The organism is Nonomuraea sp. KM88, from assembly GCF_052245635.1.
In the GTDB taxonomy this organism is placed as follows: domain Bacteria; phylum Actinomycetota; class Actinomycetes; order Streptosporangiales; family Streptosporangiaceae; genus Nonomuraea.
Map to the genome: position 1 here is coordinate 227,297 of NZ_JBQQCC010000006.1, position 22,730 is coordinate 250,026.

20 protein-coding genes are annotated in these 22,730 nt (G+C 69.8%); 10 read left to right on the top strand and 10 right to left on the bottom strand.

The genetic code is table 11. From position 1 onward, the window contains the following. Nucleotides 1-13 precede the first annotated feature (13 nt). The 6 genes from ACTWPV_RS20440 to ACTWPV_RS20465 form a co-directional block, all read right to left on the bottom strand. Entirely contained in the window at nt 14-835 is an 822-nt protein-coding gene (locus tag ACTWPV_RS20440; RefSeq protein ID WP_443153008.1) for a carbohydrate ABC transporter permease, read from the bottom strand. After that, nucleotides 832-1,695, bottom strand: coding sequence for a carbohydrate ABC transporter permease (locus ACTWPV_RS20445; RefSeq protein WP_443153009.1), 864 nt, complete (start codon nt 1,693-1,695; stop codon nt 832-834). Before ACTWPV_RS20445 ends, ACTWPV_RS20440 begins: the two co-directional genes overlap by 4 nt. Then, entirely contained in the window at nt 1,696-3,000 is a 1,305-nt protein-coding gene (locus ACTWPV_RS20450) for an ABC transporter substrate-binding protein (RefSeq protein ID WP_443153010.1), read from the bottom strand. It abuts the gene before it with no gap. Between the two features lie 17 nt (nt 3,001-3,017). Next, nucleotides 3,018-5,303 carry a TIM-barrel domain-containing protein gene (locus ACTWPV_RS20455; RefSeq protein ID WP_443153011.1) on the bottom strand — a complete coding sequence of 762 codons (2,286 nt, stop codon included), beginning with the start codon at nt 5,301-5,303 and terminating at the stop codon, nt 3,018-3,020. A gap of 151 nt (nt 5,304-5,454) precedes the next feature. After that, complete coding sequence (locus ACTWPV_RS20460; RefSeq protein ID WP_443153012.1) at nt 5,455-6,282, bottom strand: alpha/beta fold hydrolase; 828 nt, start codon at nt 6,280-6,282, stop codon at nt 5,455-5,457. A 151-nt stretch (nt 6,283-6,433) separates the two neighbouring features. Further along, the gene (locus ACTWPV_RS20465) at nt 6,434-7,822 is read right to left on the bottom strand and encodes an NAD(P)H-quinone dehydrogenase (RefSeq protein ID WP_443153013.1); all 1,389 of its coding nucleotides are present in this window, start codon (nt 7,820-7,822) and stop codon (nt 6,434-6,436) included. A 142-nt stretch (nt 7,823-7,964) separates the two neighbouring features. On the opposite strand from ACTWPV_RS20465, the gene ACTWPV_RS20470 reads away from it, so the two are divergent. After that, entirely contained in the window at nt 7,965-8,456 is a 492-nt protein-coding gene (locus ACTWPV_RS20470) for a gamma-glutamylcyclotransferase (RefSeq protein WP_347646668.1), read from the top strand. Here ACTWPV_RS20470 and ACTWPV_RS20475 read toward each other — a convergent pair. After that, nucleotides 8,453-9,757, bottom strand: coding sequence for an MFS transporter (locus ACTWPV_RS20475; RefSeq protein ID WP_347646667.1), 1,305 nt, complete (start codon nt 9,755-9,757; stop codon nt 8,453-8,455). The two genes, ACTWPV_RS20470 and ACTWPV_RS20475, sit on opposite strands and share 4 nt — an antisense overlap. Before the next feature lie 110 nt (nt 9,758-9,867). Here ACTWPV_RS20475 and ACTWPV_RS20480 point away from each other — a divergent pair, with 110 nt between their 5' ends. The 6 genes from ACTWPV_RS20480 (at nt 9,868) to ACTWPV_RS20505 (ending at nt 17,382) form a co-directional block, all read left to right on the top strand. Further along, nucleotides 9,868-10,860, top strand: coding sequence for an Lrp/AsnC family transcriptional regulator (locus ACTWPV_RS20480; protein WP_443153014.1), 993 nt, complete (start codon nt 9,868-9,870; stop codon nt 10,858-10,860). Then, nucleotides 10,857-12,161 (top strand): M20/M25/M40 family metallo-hydrolase, encoded by a 1,305-nt coding sequence (locus ACTWPV_RS20485; RefSeq protein WP_443153015.1) that lies wholly within the window; start codon nt 10,857-10,859, stop codon nt 12,159-12,161. The genes ACTWPV_RS20480 and ACTWPV_RS20485 overlap by 4 nt, the downstream gene beginning before the upstream one ends. Before the next feature lie 3 nt (nt 12,162-12,164). Beyond that, nucleotides 12,165-12,968 (top strand): purine-nucleoside phosphorylase, encoded by an 804-nt coding sequence (locus ACTWPV_RS20490; RefSeq protein ID WP_443153016.1) that lies wholly within the window; start codon nt 12,165-12,167, stop codon nt 12,966-12,968. Continuing rightward, complete coding sequence (locus ACTWPV_RS20495; RefSeq protein WP_443153017.1) at nt 12,965-14,596, top strand: phospho-sugar mutase; 1,632 nt, start codon at nt 12,965-12,967, stop codon at nt 14,594-14,596. The genes ACTWPV_RS20490 and ACTWPV_RS20495 overlap by 4 nt, the downstream gene beginning before the upstream one ends. 889 nt (nt 14,597-15,485) lie before the next feature. Beyond that, nucleotides 15,486-15,848 carry a hypothetical protein gene (locus ACTWPV_RS20500; protein WP_443153018.1) on the top strand — a complete coding sequence of 121 codons (363 nt, stop codon included), beginning with the start codon at nt 15,486-15,488 and terminating at the stop codon, nt 15,846-15,848. Nucleotides 15,849-15,978: 130 nt separating this feature from the next. Next, complete coding sequence (locus tag ACTWPV_RS20505; RefSeq protein WP_443153019.1) at nt 15,979-17,382, top strand: ATP-binding protein; 1,404 nt, start codon at nt 15,979-15,981, stop codon at nt 17,380-17,382. A 99-nt stretch (nt 17,383-17,481) separates the two neighbouring features. Here the strand turns inward: ACTWPV_RS20505 and ACTWPV_RS20510 are convergent, their stop codons facing one another. Genes ACTWPV_RS20510 through ACTWPV_RS20520 form a run of 3 tightly spaced genes read right to left on the bottom strand, consistent with a single transcriptional unit; the run spans nt 17,482 to nt 19,729 of the window. Next, entirely contained in the window at nt 17,482-17,967 is a 486-nt protein-coding gene (locus ACTWPV_RS20510; RefSeq protein ID WP_443153020.1) for a GyrI-like domain-containing protein, read from the bottom strand. Nucleotides 17,968-17,984: 17 nt separating this feature from the next. Next, nucleotides 17,985-18,914, bottom strand: coding sequence for a sigma-70 family RNA polymerase sigma factor (locus tag ACTWPV_RS20515; RefSeq protein ID WP_443153021.1), 930 nt, complete (start codon nt 18,912-18,914; stop codon nt 17,985-17,987). After that, complete coding sequence (locus tag ACTWPV_RS20520) at nt 18,911-19,729, bottom strand: MerR family transcriptional regulator (RefSeq protein ID WP_443153022.1); 819 nt, start codon at nt 19,727-19,729, stop codon at nt 18,911-18,913. Before ACTWPV_RS20520 ends, ACTWPV_RS20515 begins: the two co-directional genes overlap by 4 nt. Nucleotides 19,730-19,830: 101 nt before the next feature. Between ACTWPV_RS20520 and ACTWPV_RS20525 the strand changes: the two genes are divergently transcribed. From ACTWPV_RS20525 to ACTWPV_RS20535, 3 genes are read left to right on the top strand one after another with little or no spacing between them, the layout of a single operon-like run. After that, a complete protein-coding gene (locus tag ACTWPV_RS20525; RefSeq protein ID WP_347646657.1) occupies nt 19,831-20,529 on the top strand; it encodes a TetR/AcrR family transcriptional regulator in 699 nt (232 codons plus the stop codon). After that, on the top strand, nt 20,489-21,964 hold the full coding sequence (locus ACTWPV_RS20530) for a class I adenylate-forming enzyme family protein (protein ID WP_443153023.1): 1,476 nt from the start codon (nt 20,489-20,491) through the stop codon (nt 21,962-21,964). The genes ACTWPV_RS20525 and ACTWPV_RS20530 overlap by 41 nt, the downstream gene beginning before the upstream one ends. Beyond that, nucleotides 21,961-22,716: an enoyl-CoA hydratase/isomerase family protein gene (locus ACTWPV_RS20535; protein WP_443153024.1), complete on the top strand. Its 756-nt coding sequence runs from the start codon at nt 21,961-21,963 to the stop codon at nt 22,714-22,716. The genes ACTWPV_RS20530 and ACTWPV_RS20535 overlap by 4 nt, the downstream gene beginning before the upstream one ends. Nucleotides 22,717-22,730: the final 14 nt, after the last annotated feature.

A 22,730-nucleotide genomic window follows, 5' to 3' on the forward strand; every position in this document is an offset into this window, starting at 1 on the left:
TGGGGGGTCTCCGTCACTTGATGGCGCCGACCGTCACACCTCGGGTCAGCGTGCGCTGGAAGATCAGGAAGAAGGCGATCGCCGGGACGACGCCGAGCAGGGCCGAGGCGCTGGACATCGTCGCGTCCATGTAGCGCTCGCCCTGCAGGACACCCAGCGCGACGGGCACCGTCTGGGTGTCGTTCGAGATCAGCAGGATCAGCGGCAGGAAGAACTCGTTCCAGGTCCAGATGAAGAAGAAGATCAGCAGCACGCTGAGCGTGGGCCGGCTGATCGGCACCACGATCCGCACCAGCGCCCGCAGCCGGCCGGCGCCGTCGATCGCCGCCGCCTCCAGGATCTCCTTCGGGAACCGGCCCAGCACCGCGCTCAGCAGGTAGGTGCCGAACGCCGCCTGGATCGCCGTCATGACGATGATGACCGACAGCCGGGTGTCGTACAGGCCCGCCGCCTTGGCCAGGTAGTAGAGCGGGTAGGCCAGCGACTCCTGCGGCAGCGTGTTGGCCACCAGGAAGAGCACGAGGATCCACAGCCGGCCCCGCACCCTGCCGATGCCCAGCGCGTACGCGTTGAGCACCGACAGCACGACGGCCAGCACCGACACCGACGCGCTGATGACGAAGCTGTTCCAGAGCTTGGTGCCGAACTCCACCCGGTTCCAGAAGTCCACGATGCCCTGGAGGTAGAGCCCGTCGGGCAGGCTCAGCGGCCCCTGCGAGCTGTACTCCGCCGGCGACTTGACCGCGTTCACCGCCACGATGACGAACGGGAAGATCATCACCACGGCCAGCACGACGAGCGCGAACAACACCGCCCAGCGCCCCGGGCCCCTCACGGCTCACGCTCCTGCACGCGCAGGAAGAGGAACGTCACCACGACGATGATCAGGGCCAGCACCGTGGCGATCGCGGAGCCGTACCCGACGTTGCTCTTCTGGAAGAAGTTCAGGTAGGAGAAGTACGACGGGACCATGGTGGCGTTGCCGGGCCCGCCGCGGGTCAGCACGAAGATCGGCCCGAACACCTTGAGCGCGGCGATCGTGCACGTCAGCAGCACCACGAAGATCTCCGGCCGGATCTGCGGGACCGTGACGTGCCAGAACCTGCGCCACCACGAGGCCCCGTCGATCTCGGCCGCCTCGTGGTAGGACGGGTCCACGCGCTGCAACCCGGCCATGAAGATCACCACCGGATAGCCGAGCTGGAACCAGACCATGACCGCCATGACGGTGGCCAGGGCCAGGTCGGGATCGCCGAGCCAGTCGAGCTCCAGTCCGAAGATCTGGTTGACCGCGCCGTACGACGGGTGCAACATCCAGCCCCACACCACGCCGGCGATGGCCACCGGCAGCACCTGCGGCAGGTAGTACGTCGCCCGCAGCGCCGAGGCCGTCCGCGTGCCGAAACGCCGGCCGATGTAGTCGAACAGCGCGGCCGCCAGCACGAGGCCGATCGCGGTCGGGACGACGGCCATCGCCACGATCAGCCCCACGTTGTGCTGGAACGACTCCCAGAACCGCTCGTCGCCGAGCAGCCTGGTGTAGTTGTCGAGGCCGATCCACCGCGGCATGCCCACCCCCGACCAGCGGGTGAAGCTCGCGCCCACGTTCATCAGGAACGGCACGACGATGACGGCGAGGAACAGCAGCAGGCTGGGGACCAGGTAGAGCCAGTATCCCCTCGTGCGCTCCCTCATCTAGAAACCAAGGTCGGCGAGGTTGTCCTCGTACGGCCCGGCGATCTCGTCCAGCACCTCGGAGGTGGTCTTGCTGCCGGTCATGAGGTTCTGGACGCCGGCCACCAGCACGTCGTAGTAGCCGGGCGCGGGCCAGTCGGGGTAGAAGGCCAGGCCGTCGGCGGCGGTCAGCTTGTTGAAGGACTCGATGAGCTCCTTGCTCTTCTCGTCGGTGATGGCGGCCGGGTCCGCGGCCACGGGCACGCCGCCGGAGTTGCCGAGCAGGTTCTGGATCTCCTTGCTCATGGTGATGTCGATGAAGTCGTAGGCCAGGTCCTTGTTCTCCGACTTCTCCGGCACGACCCACAGGTTTCCGCTCGAACCGGGCGACATGGTGGCGCCGGGGAAGAGGAAGTGGCCCCACGCGAAGTCCTTGATCTCCGAGGCGAGGCGGCCGTACCACCAGCTGCCGCTGATCATGATGGGGAACTCGCCGTTCATGAACGCCACGCCCATGTCCTCGGCCTTGAGCCCGGAGGAGTTCTTGGCGATGTAGCCCTTCTTCACCCAGTCGGCGAACGTGTCGGCGCCGTAGGTGAACTCGGGCCCGTGGAAGTCGACCTTGCCCTGGTACGACTGGAACGCCGCCAGCCACGGCTTCTGCGCCTTGGTGAGCGCGAGCTGGTAGAGGATCTGCTGGGCCGGGTATTCGGCGCCGGCGTTCGCGACGGGCGTCACGCCTGCCTTGACGAACGCGTCGAGCGCGGCCGTGAACTCCTCGAACGTCGCCGGCACTTCGACCTTGTGCTTGGCGAAGAGGTCCTTGTTGTAATAGACCATCACGAACTCGCCGTAGTTGGGGATGCCGTACCACTGGCCGGAGCCCATCACGCCGCGGTCGTCGTACATCGCGGTGGTCCGCAGCCCACCGGTCAGCAGCTTGTCCCAGCCGCGTTCGGTGGTCTCCTCCGTCAGGTCGGCGAGCAGGCCCTGCTTGGACAGCAGGCCCGCGGTGGCGTTGCCCTTGTTGTACTCCATGAGGTCGGGCGCCTCGTCGGAGTTGAGCACCATGCTCGCCGTCTTCTGGATCTGCTCGAAGCTCTTCTCCTCGAACTCGACGGTCACGTTCGGGTGGGACGCCTCGAACTTCCTGATCGCCTCGGCCCACGCCTTGCCCATGGCGCTCTCGGCCGACTCGTAGTGCCACAGTCTCAGCACGCGTGGCTGGCCGCTGTCCGCGGGCGACGGGCTGCCGGAGCCCGAGCCGCAGGCCGACAGCGCGAGCACCACGGCGGCCAGCGCCGCGGCGCCTCTCAACTTGACCATGATCCCTCCAGGGGGTGTCACACGATGACGGTTCGCGCGGGGGCTCCGGGCACCGGGACGATCTCGACGCCGGTGACCCGCTTCGGGCCGGTGACGGAGACGCGCAGCTCGTCGCCGTCCCTGGTGGCGACGGCGACCGTCACGCCGTCGGTGTCGTGGATCTCGGCGGTCCCGTCGACGCCCCCGAAGGCGAGAAGGGTGATCTCCGTCGGCACGCCGATCGTCTCCTGCGGCTCGGCGACCGGGATGAGCGCTCCGTGGCGGGCGAACAGGGGGATCTGGTCCAGCGGCTTGTGCACCCGGACGTGGCCGGGGCCCTCCAGCACGTCGCCCGTCCAGTAGTCGACCCACGTGCCGCGCGGCAGGTAGACCTGCCGGACGCCATCGGGCGCGGTCATGGGGGCGACCAGGAGGTCACGGCCGAACAGGTATTCCAGGTCGGCCTGCCAGGCCACCGGATCGTCCGGATGGTCCACGCACAACGCCCGCATCATCGGCGCCCCCGTGCGCGCGGCCTCGACGGCCGCCGAGTAGAGGTAGGGCATCAGCCGGTAGCGCAACCTCAGCGCCGCCACCGCCTCCTCCTCGACGTCGGGGAACTCCCAGGGCTCGCGGGTGGTGGTGCCGTGCAGGCGCAGCAGCGGGGAGAGCGCGCCGAACTGGGTCCAGCGCACGTACAGGTCGTCGGACGGGCGGCCGGTGAAGCCTCCGGCGTCGTGGCTCCAGAACGGCACGCCCGACAGGCCGTGCGCGAGCCCGCCCCTGATCGTGCTGCCCATGGCGGCGTAGCTGGTGTAGGTGTCGCCGCTCCACTGGGCGCTGTGGCGCTGCCCCCCGAGGTACGACGAGCGCGCCCACACCAGGTCGTGGCCGTGGACCTCGCGGGTGACGGCGGCGACCGCGTCGTTGAACAGCAGGGTGTAGACGTTGTGCAGGTCGGTGCCGGTCATCCCGTTGGCGGCGACCGCGTCGCTGGGCACGCCCTCGGCGAAGTCGGTCTTGAATGCCGCGACACCCTGGCGCAGCAGCCCGCGCAGCAGGCCGGTGAACCACTCGACGGCCGCGGGGCTGGTGAAGTCGACGATGCCGCAGGGCGGGAAGGAGCCGTGCCAGCAGTCGGCGACGTAGACCTCGCCCTCCCGATTCTTCAGGAAATATCCGGCCGCAGCGGCCTCCTCGAAGGCGGGGCTCAGATGGGAGACGTACGGGTTCATCCACAGACAGACCTTGAACCCCATCCCGTCCAGCTCGGCCAGCATCCCCTCCGGGTCGGGGAAGTTCACCGGATCCCACCGCAGGTCCGACCAGTGCCCGTCGGCCTGCCAGTACGTGTCCAGGTGCAGCACGTCGCACGGGATGCCGCGCTCCCTGATCGTGCGCCCCCTGGCCAGCACGCGCTCCTGGCTGTCCACGCGGAACCCGGAGGAGATCCAGGTGCCGAACGCCCATTTCGGCGGCAGCGCCGGCCGGCAGGTCAGCCGGTCGTAACGGTCCAGCACGTCGGCGGGCCCCGGCCCGGCGATCACGTAGTAGTCCATCACGTCGTCGGGCACCAGGATCTGCACGACGCTGTGCGTCGACTGGCACACGTCGAACTCCACGGGCGCCCCGCTGTCGACGAGCACGGCGTACCCCCTGCTCGACAGGTAGAGGGGGACGTTCTTGTACGCCCGCTGCGACTCGGCGCCGAAGGCGTCGAAGTTCCACATGACCGGCCGCTGGCCGCGCTTGTCCAGCCGGGTGAACGACTCGCCGAACCCGGCGAACACCTCGTCGGGCGCGGCGGCGAAGCTCTCGTGATAGGCCACGGGGGTGCCGCCGGTCGAGGAGCGGCCGAACGGCAGCGTACGGAGCCTGCCGCTGATGTCGATGTGCCCGCGGTCCTGCTCGGCCAGCGTGGCGCCGGAGGCGTCGGTGAAGCGCAGGTGCCACGGCGCGAGGCTGATCTCCGCGCGCAGGGAGCCCGCGTCGATCACGATGGGCTCGTCCGGCGCCACCTCGGCCCTGGCCTCCGGATACCTGCCGGGCCGCACCAGGGAGATCGCCCTCTCCGAGCGGGGCCTGGCGGTCGCGTCCTCCGACAGCCGCACCCGGATGACGCCCTCCCCTGCCACGCCCACCTGGACGACCAGAGTCTCCTCCGCCGAGGTGACCGCCTTCAGCATCACCTCGGCGCCGTCGGCCGCGACCAGCTCGGCGGCGGTCAGCGCCGACAGCCCGCCCTCGCCTCGCGTGCGGACCGGCAGCTCGGGCGGGTCCGCCACGAAGTACTCGTGGGCGACCAGCGGGGGGCGGTAGGGCATGGAGGCTCCTTCGAACGGCTGCGCCAACTCGTGAATTAGTTTGCTGTCCATACCAACAAACGTCAACGGTCAGCGCCCCTGGCACCCCGTGCGCGCGGGGGCGCCTCCATGCCGGAGAGCTTGATCGACCGGGCGCGGATCGCAGGCCCGGTCAGCCGCGCAGGAACTCCAGCAGGTCGCCGTTGAAGCGCTCCTTCTGGCCCGGGACGAGAGCGATGCCGTGGGAGCCGCCTTCGTAGACCTTGTACGAGCAGTTCTTGATGATCTGTGAGGACTTGTCGCCGGCCGCCGCGATCGGCACGATCTGGTCGTCGTCTCCGTGGACGATCAGGGTCGGGATGTCGAACTTCTTGAGGTCCTCGGTGAAGTCGGTGGCGGAGAACGCGTCCACGCAGCGCACCCCCGCCTGGATGTTCTCGGCCATGCCCATCAGCCAGAAGGCGTCCTTGTTGCCCTGCGTCACCTTGTTGCCCGGGCGGTTGGCGCTGAAGAAGGCCTCCGCGCTGTCACGCCAGAACTGCGAGCGCTCGGCGAGGATGCCGGCCTTGAGATCGTCGAACACCTCCTGCGGCGTCCCCTCGGGGTTGGCGTCCGTCTTGAGCATCAGCGGCGGGATCGCCGACAGCAGCACCGCCTTGCGCAGGCGGGACGTCCCGTGCCTGCCGACGTAACGGGCCAGCTCGCCGCCGCCCATCGAGTGGGCCACCAGCGTGATGTCGTTGAGGTCGAGAGCGGTGATGAGGTCGTTCAAGTCGTCGGCGAAGGTGTCGAAGTCGTAGCCGTCCCACGACTGGCTGGAGCGGCCGTGGCCGCGCCGGTCGTGCGCGATCGCCCGGAAGCCGTTGTCGGCCACCAGCTTCATCTGGTCGTGCCAGGCGTCGGCGTTGAGCGGCCACCCGTGACAGAAGACGACCGGCGGGCCGCTGCCCCAGTCGTAGAAGAAGATCTGCGTGCCGTCGCGCGTGGCTACGTAAGGCATGGTGCTCCCCCGTCGATGGTCGTGTCGATGGAATGCGGGTGCGCGTGCACCCCGCACACGGGAGCACCCCACCCGCGAACGAGCCATACCGCAGTTCGCCGTCGGGTAAGGCCAAGCCCAGACCAACGGGTCTTTGCCGGAGAAAAGCCGCCTAGATGGCGACGCCCGGCTGCATGAGGCGGCGGGCGGCCTCGGTGATGGAGCCCGACATCGAGGGGTAGACCGCGAACGTGTGCGCGAGCTGGTCGACGGTGAGCCGCTGCTGCACGGCCACCGACACGGCCAGGATCAGCTCGGACGCACCCGGCGCCACCACCACGCCGCCCAGCACGATCGCGGTGTGCGGGCGGCAGAACACCTTGACGAACCCGTCGTTGAAGCCCTGCATCTTGGCCCGCGCGTTGGTCGCGAGCGGCAGCTTCACCACGTTGGCCTCGACCTCGCCGCCCTCGATCGCGCGCTGCGCGACCCCGACGGCCGCGATCTCCGGATCGGTGAAGATGTTGGAGGCCACGGTCGACAACCGCAACGGCTGCACGGCCTCGCCGAGCGCGTGCCAGACCGCGATGCGCCCCTGCATGGCGGCGACCGAGGCCAGCATGAGCACGCCCGTGCAGTCGCCGGCCGCGTAGACGCCCGGCGCGGACGTGCGGGAAACCTTGTCGACCTTGACGAAACCGCCCTCGTCGAGCTGGACCCCGGCCTCCTCCAGCCCGATGCCCGAGGTGTTGGGCACCATGCCGACGGTCATCAGCGCGTGCGAGCCCTCGGCCGTGCGGCCGTCCTCCAGCGTCACCACCACGCCGTCGTGGGTGCGCTTGACGGAGGCGGCGCGCGAGCGGCCCATGACGTTCATGCCGCGCCGCCGGTAGACTTCCTCCAGCACCTCGGCGCCGTCGGCGTCCTCGTTGGGCATCATCCGGTCGCGGCTGGAGACCAGAGTGACCTCCGCCCCGAGCGAGCGGTAGGCGCCGGCGAACTCGGCGCCCGTCACGCCGGAGCCGATCACGATCAGGTGCTCGGGCAGCTCCTCCAGGTCGTAGAGCTGGCGCCAGGTGAGGATGCGCTCGCCGTCGGGCTCGGCGCCCGGCAGCACGCGTGGGGTCGCCCCGGTGGCCACGAGCACGACGTCGGCCCTGATCGTACGGTCGCCCGCGCGCACCACCTGCGGGTCGACCAGCCGCCCGCGCGCCTTGATGATCTCGACGCCCTCGGCCTCCACCCGCGTGGCGATGTCGGCGGACTGCGCCTGGGCCAGCTCCTTGACGCGCTGGTTGACCAGCGGCAGGTCGACGCCGACCGCGCCCGCGTCACCGTCGGGGCCGCCGGAGAACGACACCCCCAGCGAAGGGGCGTCGAGCAGGGCCTGCTTGCGGACCGAGGTCGCGATCAGCGTCTTGGACGGCACGCAGTCGGTCAGCACGCATGCTCCGCCAGGACCGTCCTGCTCGACCAGGGTGACCTGCGCGTCTAGCTGTGCGGCCACGAGTGCTGCTTCGTAGCCGCCTGGTCCGCCACCGATGATCGCGATCCTCGTCACGCATCCCATTGTCCCGTACGCGGTGGGGCGGGCGGCAACCGGGCCACGCCACCTGATCCGGATGGATCGACTCCGGCGGGTGGCGTGGCAGGATGGCGCGGTAGCTGGATGACGAAGCAGCACCCGGCGAGAGGGGTGGATCGTGGCGTGGCTTTCGAATCCTTCGGGCAAGTCCAATGACCTCAGGCTCTATGCCGCCTACGGCACCAACATGGACCCGGAGCAGATGGCCATGCGTGCCCCCCACTCCCCCATCTGGGGGGTCGGCTGGCTGCCCGGCTGGCGCCTGACGTTCGGCGGGATGGACCTCGCCTGGGAGGGCGCCGTCGCCACGATCGTCGAAGACCCCGACGAGCACGTGTTCGTCGTGCTCTACGACGTGCCCGAGTGGGAGGAGACCTCCCTCGACCAGTGGGAGGGCGCGGTCCGCGGGCGCTACCACAAGGTGCGGCTGCGGGTGCAGACCCTCGATGGCGAGGTCGTGGCCTGGGTCTACGTGCTCGACGGCTACGAGGGCGGCCTGCCCTCGGCCCGCTACCTCGGCAGCCTGGCCGAGGCGGCCGAGCGGGCGGGCGCCCCCGACGACTACGTCAAGGAGCTGCGGGAGCGCCCCTGCACCTCGGTCGGCGGTTAGCGCAGCGGCTGGTCCTTGGTCTCCGGCAACACGAAGATGTAGACCAGCGTCGAGATCAGCGCCAGCCCCGACATGTACCACGGGAAGAGGCCGGGGTTGCCCATCTCCTGCATCGCGGTGCCGATCAGCGGGGCGGTGCCGCCGAAGAGCGCCACGGTCAGCGAATAGGGGAAGCCCGCGCCGGCCGCCCGCACCCTGGTCGGGAAGAGCTCCGAGTTCACCGCCGCCGAGATCGAGGTGAAGCCTCCCAGGAAGACCATGCCGATGAGCTGCACGGTCAGCAGGCTGCCGTACGCGTCGGTCAGCAGGCCCAGCAGCGGCACGGGCAGCAGGACGAACCCGAGCCCGAAGGCGATCAGCATCGGCCTGCGCCCGATCCGGTCCGACAGCATGCCGAGCAGCGGCTGCAGGACCATGAAGAAGACCAGCGAGATCGTGCCGATCTGGAGCGAGTCGGCCTTGTCGAAGTCCACGGTGATCTGCGCGTACGTCGGCAGGAACGTGGTCCACGTGTAGTAGGCGACGGTGCCGGCGATCGTGATGCCCACGATGGTGGCGGCCGACCTCGGGTGGAGCCTGAGGAACTCGAACATCTTCTGCCGTTCGGCCCTGCCCTGCCGGACCTCCTCCGCCACGGCCGAGGTCTCGTCGGCGCCTTTGCGGATCCACAGGCCCACGAGGCTGAGCACGGCGCCCACGAAGAACGGGATGCGCCAGCCCCACGCGTCCATGTCGGCCTGGATGAGCATGGTGGCCAGCACCGCCGCGAGCCCCGACGCCAGCAGCTGGCCGATGGTGGTGCTGACGTACTGGAAGCTGGAGAACAGGCCGCGGCGGCCGGGCGGGGCCGACTCCACGAGGAACGTGGTCGCGGCGGCGAACTCGCCGCCCACCGACAGGCCCTGGATGAGCCTGGCCACGACGAGGATGATCGGCGCCAGCACGCCCACGGCCTCATAGGTGGGGGTCAGGCCGACGAGCAGCGAGCCCACGCCCATCAGCACGATCGTGCCCGTCATCGCGAGCTTGCGGCCGTACCTGTCGGCGAACGCGCCGACCAGCAGGCCGCCCAGCGGGCGCATGAAGAACCCGACGGCGAACACCGCGAACGAGCTCAGCAGCGGGACCAGGCTGTTGCCCGCGCTCTCGGGGAAGATCTGGCTGGAGAAGTAGATCGCGAGGAAGCTGTAGGCGTACCAGTCGTACCACTCGACGACGTTGCCGATGCTGGCCGCCGTGAGCTGGCGGACACGGCTCTTGGGGATGCCGAGTGGTGACTGCGTGGTGGGGGAGGTCGCCACGGATGGCTCCTTTGCTGAACAGTGCGGTGATGGCCTACTGTGCATGGGACGACCGAAACAGTCAATTACCTGGGAATTTATTTACATACCCGACATTGAGATGGTTGTAGGTGGATGTTCTCGACCGGCGACTGGTCGCCGCGTTGCAAGTCAGCCCTCGCGCCTCGTGGGGCGAGCTCGGCCGGGCCGTGGGCGAGCACGAACGCACCGTCGCCCGGCGGCTCCAGCGGCTCATCACCGAAGGGATCGTGCGGGTCACGGCCATCTACGACGACCTGCGCACCGGGCACGGCCGCCCCGTCCACCTGCACGTCCAGGTGCGTCCCGGCACCGCGGGCAAGGTCGCGCAGGCGCTGGCCGACCGGCCTGACACGCGCTCGGTCTACTCGCTGACCGGCGCCGCCGACCTCGGCAGCGAGCTCGTCTCCCCGTCCCGCGAGGACCTGCACCACATCGTCTCCGCGCAGATCAGCGAGATCGACGGCGTCGTACAGACGCAGACCCAGGTCGTCCTCCACACGTTCAGGACCGTCGCGGAATGGCACGCGCCCTACCTCACCGAGCAGGAGGTGGCCGAGCTCCGGCCCCCGCCGCCGCCGGAGTGCCTGCCCGACGAGGACGGCCTGTCGCCGCTGGAGGAGGAGATCGCCCAGCTGCTCGCCCACGACGGCAGGATCGCCTTCACCGCGGTCGCCGAGCGGCTCGACATCTCCGTGCCGACCGCGCGCCGGCGCGTCACCTCGCTGCTCGAACGGCGGCTGCTGCTGCCGCGCGCGGAGGTCGAACCCGCGCTGCTCGGCCTGGAGGTCGAGGCCATGCTCTGGTTGAAGGTCCGCCCGCACGGGCTCGACCTGGTGGGCCGGCGGCTGGCCGCGCACCGGAACGTCCGTTACTGCGCCGCCACCACGGGCACCCACTCCCTCATCGTGCAGGTGGTGGCGGCCCACGAGGCCGACCTCTACCGTTTCCTGACCGGCGTCGTCGGCCGGCACGACGAGATCACCGACATCGACCTCACCCTCATCACCCGCGCGCACAAGCGCGGCCACCTGCTCAAGTCCGGACTGCTCACGCTGGATCACCGTTGGGAGAAAACGCCATGACACCTGCCGAGAACGAAGTCGCCGACCTCTGCGCGGAGCTGATCCGCGTCGACAGCAGCAACTACGGGGACGGCAGCGGGCCCGGCGAGCGCGCCGCGGCCGAGGTCGTCATGGCCAGGCTGGCCGAGGTCGGGATCGAGTCCACGTACGTCGAGAGCGAGCCGGGCCGCGGCAACGTCGTCACCCGCGTCGAGGGCGAGGACCCGGCTCTGCCCGCCCTGCTCGTGCACGGGCACCTGGACGTCGTGCCCGCCAACGCCGCCGACTGGACGGTCGACCCGTTCGCCGGCGAGGTGCGCGACGGCTACATCTGGGGCCGCGGCGCGGTGGACATGAAGGACATGGACGCGATGATGCTGGCGGTGCTGCGCCAGATGAAGCGCGAAGGGCGCAGGCCGCGCCGCGACATCGTCTTCGCCTGGCTGGCCGACGAGGAGGCCGGCGGCGTGTACGGCGCCAAATACCTCACGGCCAATCACCCCGAGCTCTTCGAAGGGGTCACCGAGTCGATCAGCGAGGTCGGCGGCTACTCCCTGGAGGTCGACCCGTCGTTGCGGCTCTACCTCATCGAGACCGCCCAGAAGGGCCTGGCCTGGATGAAGCTGACCGCCGACGGCACCGCGGGCCACGGCTCCATGCTCAACGACGACAACGCCGTCACCGAGGTCGCCAGGGCGGTCGCCAGGATCGGCGAACACGACTGGCCGCTCACCTACACGCCCACGGTCCGCCGGTTCCTCACCGAGGTCGCCTCCGCCTACGGCATCCCGTTCGACGAGAACGACCCGCAGCCGATCCTGGACAGGATCGGGCCGCTGGTGCGCTTCGTCGGGGCGACGCTGAGGCACACCACCAACCCCACCCAGCTCGGCGCCGGCTACAAGTCGAACGTGATCCCCGGCCAGGCCACGGCCGTGGTCGACGGGCGCTTCCTGCCGGGGTTCGAGGAGGAGTTCTTCAAGACCGTCGACTCGCTGCTCGGGCCCAAGGTGCGGCGCGACTTCGTGCACCACGACATCGCGCTGGAGACCTCGTTCGACGGCGCGCTGGTCGAGTCGATGATCGCGGCGCTGAAGGCCGAGGACCCGGCGGCGCGGGCGATCCCGTACTGCATGTCGGGCGGCACCGACAACAAGACCTTCTTCGCCGACCTGGGCGTGCGCGGCTTCGGTTTCGTGCCGCTGCGGCTGCCGGCGGACATGGACTTCGCGGCGATGTTCCACGGCGTGGACGAGCGGGTGCCGGTGGACGCGCTGCACTTCGGCGTGCGGGTTCTGGACCGGTTCCTCCTAAACTACTGAAACGTGAGTGAAGACCCGTACACCCTGGCCTCCGAGGCCGCCACGGCGCTGCGTGCCGCCACCGGCCTCGACACCTTCGACGTGGCGCTCGTCATGGGGTCGGGGTGGGTGCCCGCCGCCGACGCGATCGGCGAGACGGTGAGCGAGATCCCGTTCACCGGCCTGCCGGGGTTCCGCGCCCCCGCCGTGGCGGGCCACGGAGGCAGGATCCGCGTGGTCCGCACCTCCGCGGGGCGGCACGCGCTGGTGTTCCTCGGGCGTACGCACCTCTACGAAGGGCTCGGGGTCGACGCCGTGGTGCACGGCGTGCGTACGGCGGCCGCGGCCGGGGTCCGCACGCTCGTGCTGACCAACGCGGCCGGCGGCCTGCGTCCGGAGACGCAGAACGTCGGCGATCCCGTACTGATCAGCGACCACATCAACCTGACCGGGTCCAACGCGATCACCGGCACCACGTTCCTCGACCTCACCGAGGTCTACTCCCGCCGCCTGCGCGAGTTGGCCCGCGAGATCGACCCGACGCTGGCCGAAGGCGTCTACATCGCCTTCCGCGGGCCCACGTACGAGACGCCCGCCGAGATCCGCATGTGCCGCACGCTGGGCGGCGACATGATCGGCATGTCCACCGTGCTGGAGGCCGTCGCCGCCCGCGAGGCCGGGCTTGAGGTGCTCGGCGTCTCCCTGGTCACCAACCCGGGGGCGGGCCTGTCCGGCGAGCCGCTCGACCACGAGGAGGTCCTGGAGGTCGGCCGGGCCACGGCGGCCCGCATGGGCGTGCTGCTGGCCAAGGTGGTGGACCGGCTTTGAGCGTTCTGCGGCAGGCGCGCGAGTGGCTGTCCCAGGATCCCGACCCCGACACCCGCGCCGAGCTCTCCCGCCTGCTCGAGGGGGAAGACCTGGCCGCGCTCGAAGAGCGCTTCGGCGCCAGGCTCGAGTTCGGCACGGCGGGCCTGCGCGGCGAGCTCGGCGCCGGCCCCAACCGGATGAACCGCGTCACCGTCATGCGCGCGGCCGCCGGCCTGGCCGCGGTGCTCGGGCCCGGCAAGCACGTGGTGATCGGCTACGACGCGCGGCACAAGTCCGACGTGTTCGCCCGCGACACGGCCGCCGTGCTGACGGGCGCCGGGGTGCACGCCTCGCTCCTGCCCGGCCCGCTGCCCACGCCCGTGCTGGCCTTCGCCGTACGCCGCCTCGGCGCGGACGCGGGCGTGGCGGTCACCGCCAGCCACAACCCGCCGCGTGACAGCGGCTACAAGGTCTACTGGGACGACGGCTCCCAGATCGCCCCGCCGGTCGACCGTGAGATCTCGGCCGCCATCGACGCCGTCGGCCGCGTCGACCGGCTGCTGATCGACGGCCCCGGCACGCTGACGGAGCTCGGCGAGGGCATCGTCGACGACTACGTCACCGCCGTGACGTCGCTCCCGCTGGGCGACGCCCGCGACCTGAAGGTGGCCTACACGCCGCTGCACGGGGTGGGAGCCGCCACGCTGACGGGTGCGTTCCTGGCCGCCGGGTTCCCGTCGCCGCTGGCGGTCGAGGAGCAGCGCGAACCCGATCCCCGCTTCCCGACGGTGCCCTTCCCCAACCCGGAGGAGCCGGGCGCGATGGATCTGGCCGTGGCGCTGGCCGCCAGGGTCGGCGCGGACCTGGTCATCGCCAACGACCCCGACGCCGACCGGTGCTCGGTGGGGGTGCCGCTGCCCGGCGGCGGCTGCCGCATGCTGACCGGCGACGAGGTCGGTGGCCTGCTGGCCGAGCACGTCATCGCGCACACCACCGGCGACCGGATGGTGGCCACCACCATCGTCTCCTCGACGTTGCTCGGCAAGATCGCGCAGGCGCACGGCGTGCGCTACGGCGAGACGCTGACCGGCTTCAAATGGATCATCAAGGCGGGGCCGGGGCTGGTCTTCGGCTACGAGGAGGCCATCGGCTACAGCGTCGGCACCGACGCCGGCCTCCCGGTCCGTGACAAGGACGGCATCGGTGCGGCGCTGGTGGTGGCGGGCATCGCGGCGGACGCGAAACGTGCCGGGCGTACGCTGCTGGACCTGCTCGACGACCAGGCCCGGCGCTACGGGCTGCACGCCACGGAGCAACTCTCCATCCGGGTGTCCGACCTGTCGCTGATCGCCGGCGCCATGTCACGGCTGCGCGCGGCCCCGCCCGCGACGCTCGGCGGGCGGGCGGTGTTGCGGGCCGACGATCTGGCCGGCGGCGACGGAGGCCTGCCGCCGACCGACGGGCTGCGCTACGCGCTGGAGGGGGACGCCCGCGTGGTGGTGCGCCCCTCGGGCACGGAGCCCAAGCTCAAGTGCTATCTGGAGGCGGTCGTGCCGGTGGCGGGCGAGGTCACCGAGGCACGGGCCGTGGCGGCCCGTGAGCTCGACCTCCTGCGGAGAGAACTCGCCGCCCTGCTCGACCTCTCGTAGCGGTCGTTACTCTGCGTTATTCCAGAGAGACGTACGGTGATACTCGGGGGGCCCGCGCGCGGCCCGACACGCCCACGTCATAAATTTTACTCAAGCCGCCCGTAACCCCTGCCGATCAGCCGGTTCGCCAGAAAGAACTTGTCTTTCCGCCGTACTAATGAATGCGTTTCCGCCGCGCCGGTCAAATGCATCGAGTTGCGACCGGAAGGCGATTCTGTAAAGGCCGGGGATTTCTATCCGCCACCGATGGTTCGCCACACCGAAGCTAAAGATCGTCCTCTGAACCGCGGGCCAGAAAGTCACCTCATACCGCCCCATAACACGCCATCCAACCCGAAGCCATTAAGTATTCTCAGTTCACGCGCAAACCCACCCCACACGCCACACATTCCGGGCAAAGCACCCCTCGGCCGGACTGCGGAAGCAAGGACATCGGCCCTTCCCACCTGTACAATTACAACGATGACCTTGAGTCCGATCGCGTGGACGCAAGGCCGAGAAGGGGCAGGGGAAGGCACGTCGAGGCGAGCGCTCCCTGTCCCCTCCTCTGATTCCGGATGATTGTCCGCTGACTCCAGGTGGGCGCCGGAAAACCGTTGGTAGAAGAGGTCTCCCGGGCAAACGGGAGACCTCTTCACTTTTCTCAGCCACACGCCGCCACGAAAGCACGAATCGCATTCCCGGCACGGTCACCTAGCGTGAGCGCGAGTAGCCATGCCATGCTTGCCGCACTACGAGGAGCTCCCGCTCTCCTGTTTGCCCAGGAGACGAGAAACACGAGCCCCTCATAGACCGGCGCCGAAAAGCGGCCTCATTCCGTGCCGCGCTTCGACGCACCCACCTGGAGTCGAACCGAACACCGATGTTCCCGGACAAGAGGAGATCACCGATGGCGACATCGCCCGCACGTTCCGGTAGGAGCCGCCGCCCGCAGGCCCCCGCACCCGTTCAGCCGTCCGGCGGGCCCGTGTCCTGGGTGATCGCGTTCATGAGCGCGCTGGTCACCTACCCGATCTTCGTCGACATGCTGCTTCCCCAGGGCTACAGCCTGTGGGCGGCCGTGGCCGTCGCGTCCGCGGCCTGCCTGGGCGCGGGCCGGGCCACGCGGATGATGGCGTCCAGCCCGGCCCGCCAGGGCGCGGCCGGCGCCGTGCTCACCCCTTCGTTCCTCGCGCGGGTGGCGACGTTGGTCATCCGGGCCGCCGTCACACCGCACCCCCAGGACAATGACCCTCCAGACGGAGCGCCGTAACCCGTTTCCTGACGTTGGTGGTCTCATCGTGGGACCACCAGGGCGACCCTCAGAGAAATAAGCAACCAAACATGGTTGTCCCAGCTATGGTTGAACCATCTCTGGATGCTTCGTCCCTGGAGGCTTCGCTATGGACAACTTCATCGGACGCAAGCGGGAACTCGACGCTCTCGGCCGCTACTTCAACCGGGTGGGCACCGGAGATCGGCCAGGCCGAGCCATCCTCATGCGAGGGAGGCGTCGGGTGGGGAAGTCGCGCCTCGCGGAGGAGTTCATCCGCCGGAGCGGCGTGCCCAGCCTCTTCTTCACGGCGGCCCAGCAACCGCTGGCGGACCAGTTCGAGAACTTCATCGCAAGCGCGGGCGCCTCAGACCTGCCTGAGGCGTCGCTCTTCGAGCAGGTCACGCCCACTTCCTGGGACCGCCTGCTCGTGCTGCTGGCACAGGCCGTCCCCCAGGACGCGCCGAGCATCGTCGTCATCGACGAGCTCCCCTACATGATCCATCAAGACCCTTATCTCGAAGGGAAGCTGCAGTACGTCTTCGACCGCCATCTCTCGCGCCGCCCGATGCTCCTCATCCTCATCGGTTCCGACATGTCCATCATGGAAGCGATCAACCAGTACGACCGCCCGTTCTATATGCGGGCATCGGAAATGGTGGTCAATCCGCTCACCGTCGCCGACGTGGCGGACAAGCTCGACCTGCCCGCCACGGAGGCCGTCGACGCACACCTGATCACCGGTGGCATGCCCATGATTCTCGACGAATGGCCGGCCGGGGCCACGGCCCGTGACTTTCTGCGCACCGTCGTCCCGGACCCGACCTCGGCTCTGACCGTGAGCGGCGTGCGAGCCATGGCGGCGGAGTTCCCACCCGAAGCACAGCCGAGAACCCTGCTGAGGGCCATCGGATCCGGACAACGCACCTACTCGTCGCTCTCCAAGGCTTCCGGAGGAGTGCCCGGGTCGTCGGTCCAGCGCGGTCTGCAGATCCTGCAGGAGAAGCGCATGGTCACGGCGGAGGTTCCGCTTTCCGTGCGCCCGTCGAAAGAACGCCGCTACCACATCGCGGACACGCACCTGCGTTTCTGGCTGTCCTTCATCGAACCCGGCCTGCCGCAGATCGATCGTGCCCGCGGCGACCTCGTGCTGAAACAGATAGAACGTTCATGGACGGCCTGGCGCGGAGTCGCCGTCGAGCCCTTGATCCGCGAGTCGCTTCGCCGTATGGACGGTCTGCCCGAGGCGACGGGAGCGATCGGGGGCTTCTGGACCAGGACCAACGATCCGGAGATCGACATCGTCGGCGCCGACCGGGAGCCGGTCGCGAAGCAGATCACGATGGTCGGGTCCGTCAATTGGCTGGAGAACCGCCCGTTCGATCATCATGACCTGAGCGAGCTCATCGTGCACCGGTCCAAGATGCCCGGAGCCGACTCCTCCACGCCGCTCTACACCGTCTCCCGCAGCGGCTGCGAGGTGGAGGGCGTCACGCACATCACCCCTGAGCACCTGGTCGACGCCTGGCGATGAGCACGGATGGTCTCAGCGATGAGACCAACACGAAATCAGGTCCGCTGGAGACCGGGGTTGAGACCAACAGCGCGTGTTGGTCTCAACCATGAGACCTACTCAGGCGATGCGGAACTGCAGGTCGGTGTCCCAGTTGTGCATGTCGGGCTCGACTCTGGGATCGGTCTGGAAGAGCTCCAGCCGGCAGCCCCAGTGCTCCGTCCCGTCCTTCTCCGCCATGTCCCAGGCGAGCCCTTGCTCCTCGCCCCACTTCAGCAGCGCCTCGATGACGCCGAAGAGCTGGTCGGGGTGTCCGTGGTGGGACGTGACGGCGTAGCGGCCGGCGGGCAGGGTGGCGGCGAGGATGTCGCCCTCGCCCGCCACCGGCCCGGCCACCGGGACGCCCGCCTGCACCACCAACCGGTCCTGCGGCATGTTGATGGCGTCGTACCTGAGGAAGGGCGCTCCGGCGGGGGCGTGGCCGCGTTGGGCGAGCCAGCCGATGATCTCACCGATCCGATCGGCGACGAGGCCGAAGGTGGTCATGGTGATGGTCCCGCGCACCCCGACGTACGGCCGCTCGGAGAATTCGACGATCTGTGGCATGTTCTGTTCCTCCTTCATCAACGTGTACGGAGCGGCGCCGCGAAACTCATCGGCAGGCCGAAGAACGGGAACAGACCGGGATCGAGGTAGGTGGTCTCGCCCGCGATGCGGCCACCGGCGACGTCGAGGACGACCAGGGCGAAGGGCTCGCCGTTCAGGTACTGGCCGAAGGCCGGTGAGCCGTTCGCCCTGACCGGCAGCAGGCGGGAGCCCTCGCACGGGGCCTGGCCGCTCGCGGCGGCCGCGGTCAGGACCGTGTGGATGTGCTCGCGCCCGCGCAACCACCACGCGAACGGCGGCATCGACGACGTCGCGTCCTCGTGCAGCAGCGACACCAGCGCGGCCACGTCGTACCGTTCGAACGCCGACACGTAGCGGGCGAGCAGGCCCTCGTCCACCGTCGCGTCGGCCTCCTCGGCCGGGGGGAGCTTGGCGCGGGCGCGCTGGAGCGCGCTGTTGACCGACGGGACGGTGGTGGACAGCAGGGCGGCCGTCTCGGCGGCCGACCACCTGAGGACGTCGCGGAGGATGAGCACGGCGCGCTGCTGTGGCGGCAGGTGCTGGAGTGCCGCCACGAACGCCAGCCGGATCGTCTCCCGCGTGACGGCGAGCTCGGCCGGGTCGAGCACCCGGACGTCCGGGACGGGCTGGATCCAGCGGCTCTCCGGGAGCGGCGCGCCCAGGGCGTCGCCTGGGGTGGCGGCGGGCCCCAGGTCCATGGCGCGGGCGCGGCGCTGCGGGCCCCTGAGCATGTCGAAGCAGACGTTCGTGGCCAGGTGGAACAGCCACGCGCGCAGCCCGCCCCGAGCGGCGTCGTACGTCCGCCAGGCTCTGACGAACGTCTCCTGCACCGCGTCCTCGGCTTCGAAGCCCGAGCCGAGCATGCGGTAGCAGTAGCCGGTCAGCGCCACCCGGTGGTGTTCGAGCTCCTCCTCGACGGCTGTCATCCGGCCGGAACCACCGCGATCTGGAGCTCGGTCACCCATTCGTCCAGGTTATCCGGGCAGTGCAGGGAGACCTCCCTGGCCAGGGCGAGCGAACGGTAGCCGTGCTCCTCGATCCAGTGGGCCAGGGTCTGGAACGTCTTCCCCACCTCCTCCATCGACCCGTGGTGGATGATCGTGGCCGCCGTCTCGATGGCGGGCAGGTCGGTCACCTGGAGGTCGTGGTCGCCGGGCGCCACGGACACCGGCAGGCAGGCGTGGACCATGATCGAGCCGTCGTCCTCCTCCTCGTAGTAGGCGACCCCCGGGCCCACGACCTTGACCGCGGCCTCCTCCACGCGGCGGCAGAGCTCGGCGAAGAGGGGCTGGATGACCGGGCCGATGTCCTCTCCTTCGTAGCTGGCCGCTCTGGCGCTGAGCTCGGCGACCCTGACCGGGGCGACGCGCTTCAGCACGACCTCCGCACTCTCCATGTGGCCCTCCGTTTCGATCGTCCGCAGGCGTGCCTCGACGCTGCGCAACCTCGCCAGGTCGGCGCTGATCCGGGCTTCGAGCTGGGCGCGGCGCATGCGTACCATGCCGTGCAGCTCCTCCGTGCTGACCTTCTCGTCGAGGATGGCCCTGACCTGCTCCAGCGTGAAGCCGAGGTCCTTGATCGCGACGATGCGGTTGAGCCGGGACAGTTGCGCGGCCTGGTAGGAGCGGTAGCCGTTGACCTGGTCCACGTGCGCGGGGCGCAGCAGCCCGATCGCGTCGTAGTGCCGCAACATGCGTACGGACACCAGCCCCAGCCTGGCGAACTCTCCGATGGTGAACATGACGTCTCCGGTCTAGGGCCTCACACGGTGTCAGAGTCAACTATGGCGATTTTTCGGGAGTTGGGGTAGTTTGCGAGGCGACCGAACGTTCGGTAGGAGCCATGATCGTCAACCTCACGGACCCTGACACCGATGCGCACGAGCGGATCAGGACGGCCGCGGTGCTGCTGTTCGCCCGGCAGGGCTACGCCGCGACGAGCATCAGGGACCTCGGCCGGGCCGTCAACATGACCAACGCCGGGATCTATCACCACGTGGCGAGCAAGGAGGCCCTGCTCGCCGACCTCATGCGCGTCGCCCAGCAGGGCCTGAACGACGCCACGGAAGGCATGCTGGCCACGGCCGGCGGCCCGGCCGATCGGCTGGCCCTGCTGATCGGCTCGCTCACCGCCGTCCACGCCCTCAACCCCCTGACCACCCGCGTCATGGACGGCGAGTTGCGCTCCCTGACGCCGGGCTCGGCCGCCCACGACGAGATCATCGCCCTGCGCGACGCGTACGAGGCCCACTGGAAGCGCACGCTGGCCGACGGCGTCGCCGGGGGCGCCTTCCGCGTCGCCGACCAGAAGCTGACCCGCCTCGCCCTGATGTCGATGTGCACCGGCACCAGCGAGTGGTACCGCCCCGACGGGGACTCCACGCTGGAGCAGGTGTGCGCCGAGTTCGTCACGATCGGCCTGGCCGCCGTACGCGCCCCCGTCCAGGTCACGACAAGTCCTGACTTCTCCCTGCTGCCCGACTTTCCGTGGGAGCCGCCGGATGCACACAACGATCCCCGACCTGATGAGGCACGCCGCTAGAACGTACGGCACGCGCGAGTTCCTCCGCTTCCCCGACACCTCGCTGACCTTCGACGCCGCGGACGCACGGTCGGACCGCCTGGCCGCCGCCCTGACCGACCAGGGCGTGCGCCGGGGCGACCGAGTGGCGATCATGCTGGACAACGTGCCCGAATGGCCGCTGAGCTGGCTCGCGGTCCTGAAGGCCGGGGCGATCGCCGTCCCGGTGAACGTGCGCTACCAGGCGGCCGACCTGGCTCACGTCCTCGACGACTCGGGCGCGGTGCTGACACTGACCACGGACGGCCTGGCCGCGATCAACCCGGGTCCGTGCCACGACCCGCGGACCCTGATCCGGCAGGCGGGCGACCGGAGCCCGCAGGTCCCCGTCGAAGCCGACGATGTTGCCAATTTTCAGTACACGTCGGGCACCACGGGCTTCCCCAAAGCCTGCATGCTCACCCACGACTACTGGCTCAGGACCGCCCAGATCGTCGCCGACCAGGCACGCCTCCGCGACGACGACGTCATGATCATCACCCAGGCGTACTCGTACATGGACCCCCAATGGGTCACCGTGCTCTGCCTCGCCGGCGGCATCCCCCTCGTGGTGCTCCCCCGCTTCTCCGCCTCCGGCTTCTGGAACTCGGCCAGGGAGCACGGCGCGACGCTCACGTACGTGCTCGGCACCATGCCCCTGCTGCTGCACAAGCAGCCGCCCCACCCGCGTGACCGCGACAACCGCATGCGGCTCGTGCTCTGCTCGGGCATCCCGCCCGAGCTGCACCGCACGTTCGAGCAGCGCTGGGGCGCGCCATGGCGCGAGCTCTACGGCTCCACGGAGAGCGGCCCCGACCTGGTGGCAGCCGTCGACGCGGACGACACCGTCGGCACCGGCGCCATGGGCGTCGCGCCCCCGGGCAAGGAGGTCGAGCTCGACGGCAACGGCGAGATCCTGGTCAGGGGCGTGCCCATGATGAAGGGCTACTGGAACCACCCCGACGCGACCGCGCACGCCTTCAGAGGCGGCTGGTACCACACGGGCGACCTGGGCGTCCGCGACGGCCACGGCTACCTCCACCACGCCGGGCGGCTGAAGGACATGGTGCGCAGGGGCGGCGAGAACATCTCCTGCGCCGAGGTCGAACGCGTGCTCGCCCAGCACCCGGCGGTCCTGCAGGCGGCCCTGGTGCCCGTCCCCGACGACCTGTGGGGCGAGCTGCCCAAGGCGTTCCTCCAGCTCCGCCCCGGTCACGCCCCCGACGCGCGTACCGCCATGGACGTCATCGAGCACGCCAGCGGCCGGCTGGCCCGCTTCAAGATCCCGGCGTACGTGGAGTTCGTCGAGTCGTTCACGCTCACCCCGTCGGCCCGTATCGAGAAACGCCACCTGCTCCATCCCGAACGCGACCAGCGCGCCGCTCCCGCCATCCCCGTCGGCAAGGAGAGACCATGATCGAAGTGACCGAACGCGACGAGGTGGCGCTGATCACCCTCGCCCGACCCGCCAAGCTCAACGCCCTCACCACCGGCATGCGCGGGGACCTCGCGGCGGCCGTACGCGACCACGGCGACGGCAAGGGCGCCAGGGGCATCGTGGTCACCGGCACGGGCCGGGCGTTCTCCGCCGGGGAGGACATCCACCAGGCCGCCGGCCGTTCGCTGGTCGACGAGGTGGCGTCGTTCCACGACATGACCAGGGCCGTGCTGGAGACGCGCGTGCCGGTCGTGGCGGCGGTCAACGGCCTGGCCGTCGGCGGGGCCGCCGAGTGGACGCTCTGCTTCGACACGCGCATCGGCACCCCGTCGGCCGAGTATTTCCTCCCCGAGAACCACATCGGCCTGTCGATCTCGAACGCCGCGAGCTACCTGCTTCCCCGCCTGGCGGGCGCGCGGGCGCTGCGGCTGGTACTCGACTCGACCCGCATGAGCGCGCAGGACGCCCTGGCCGCGGGCCTGCTGGACGAGATCGTCGCCCCGGAGGCGCTGCTCGACACGGCGATCGCCCGAGTGCACCACTGGACCGCGCCCGGCACGGCCACCGCCGTGCACCTCGGGCTGCTGCGGCCGCCGGCACACGAGGTCGAGCGGGCCTTCGAGGCGGAGGCGGAGGCGGCCAGGCTCGTGGAGGAGGCGGGCATCGCCCAGGCGGGCATGACGAGGTTCATCGACCGCCGGCGCCGGCCTGGCCAGGACTCTCCCGGCTGAGGAACGGCCACGGA